Origin of the sequence: Segeticoccus rhizosphaerae, assembly GCF_009192725.1 — a bacterium.
Taxonomy (GTDB): Bacteria; Actinomycetota; Actinomycetes; order Actinomycetales; family Dermatophilaceae; genus Segeticoccus; species Segeticoccus rhizosphaerae.
The window spans coordinates 1-1,859 of the sequence record NZ_VOHR01000505.1 but is presented as its reverse complement, the minus strand read 5'-3'; the positions used below and the strand labels follow the sequence as shown (position 1 = coordinate 1,859).

The 1,859-nt window shown below is 74.1% G+C and carries 1 protein-coding gene; it reads left to right on the top strand.

Going from position 1 to position 1,859, the window contains the following annotated elements:
* A partial coding sequence (gene malQ, locus FRW57_RS21145) for a 4-alpha-glucanotransferase (RefSeq protein WP_152186992.1) occupies nt 1–1,859 on the top strand: 1,859 nt, incomplete at both ends.

Here is a 1,859-nt window from a genome sequence, read left to right as displayed (position 1 = left end):
GTCCACGTGCCGCACGGGTCGCGCGTCGAGGCCTCGGTCGAGCTCGAGGACGGTGGCGTGCGGCTCATCGCGCCGGTCGACCGCTGGGTCGAACCCCGCACCGTCGCGGGCGTCCTGACCGGTGAGGCCACCGTCGAGCTGCCGGGCGACCTGCCGCTGGGGTGGCACGTCCTGCGGGTGGAGACCGACGGCGGCCCCTCGAGCACCACGCTCGTGGTGACGCCGCAGCGCCTCGAGCTGCCCAAAGCCGTGCAGCGCGACCGGGTCTGGGGCGTGATGACCCAGCTCTACTCCGTGCGCTCCCGTCGGTCCTGGGGCATCGGAGACCTCGCCGACCTTGCCGACCTCGGCGCGTGGGCCGCCGGCCACGGCGCCGACTTCGTGCTGGTCAACCCGCTACACGCAGCCGAGCCGATCGCTCCCATGGAGGCGTCGCCCTACCTGCCGACCACGCGACGCTTCGTCAACCCGATGTATCTGCGGGTCGAGGACGTGCCCGAGGTCGCCTACCTGTCCGCCGCCGAACGCCAGCTGGTCGAGTGGCACGGCGACGACGCGCGTCGGCTCTCCGAGCAGGACGCGATCGACCGGGACGCCGCGTGGGCGGCCAAGCTGCCGGCGCTGCGCATCGTCTTCCGCCAGCCCCGGACGGCCCGGCGCGAGCGTGCCTTCGAGTCGTTCCGCGCCCGGGAGGGACAGGGACTGGTCGACTTCGCGACGTGGTGCGCGCTCGCCGGCGAGCACGGCCTGCCCTGGACCGCGTGGCCCGCGGAGCTGCAGGACCCCCGGAGTCCCGCAGTGGTTGCCGCGCGCGACCGGCTGCCCGAGGAGGTCGAGTTCCACTGCTGGCTGCAGTGGATCGTCTCGGAGCAGCTGGCCGCGGCCCAGCGCGAGGTCGGGGACGCCGGGATGTCGGTGGGGGTGGTCCACGACCTCGCCGTCGGCGTGCACCCCCAGGGCGCGGACGCCTGGGCGCTCGGCGACGCCCTCGCGACCACCGTCAACGTCGGCGCGCCCCCCGACCAGTACAACCAGCTCGGCCAGGACTGGAGCCAACCGCCCTGGCGGCCGGACCGGCTCGCGGAGCTGGGCTACGCGCCATACCGGGAGATGCTGCGGACCGTGCTGCGCGACGCCGGCGGCCTGCGGGTGGACCACATCATCGGACTGTTCCGCCTCTGGTGGGTGCCGAAGGGGCGTTCGGCTGACGAGGGCACCTACGTGCGCTACGACCACGAGGCCCTGGTGGGCATCCTCGCGCTCGAGGCGCATCGTGCGGGCGCACTGGTCGTGGGGGAGGACCTCGGCGTGGTCGAGCCGTGGGTGCGCGACTACCTCACCGAGCGGGGGATCCTCGGCACGTCGATCCTGTGGTTCGAGAAGAACGCCGGGGGTGCACCGCTGCGGCCCGAGTCCTACCGCGAGCTGTGCCTCTCGACGGTGACGACGCACGACCTGCCGCCCACGGCCGGCTACCTCGACGGGGTGCACATCGACCTGCGAGCAGAGCTGGACCTGCTGACCCGGCCGGTCGAGGAGGAGCGGATCGAGGACGAGGCGGCGCGCGAGCGGGTGCTGCAGATGCTGCGCGACCGGGGTCTGCTGCGGGCCGGAGCCGACCTGCCCGCCCAGGTCGAGGCGCTGCACCGCTTCCTCACCTGGACCCCGAGCCGGCTGCTCGGGGTCTCGGTGGCCGACCTCGCGGGTGACCGGCGCACGATCAACCAGCCGGGCACCGACAAGGAGTACCCCAACTGGCGGCTGCCGCTGGCCGGCCCCGACGGGCAGCTCGTCCCGCTCGAGGAGCTGGTGGACTCGGCCTGGGCGCGGCGCCTCGCCCGCAGCCTGGGCGGCCGCTG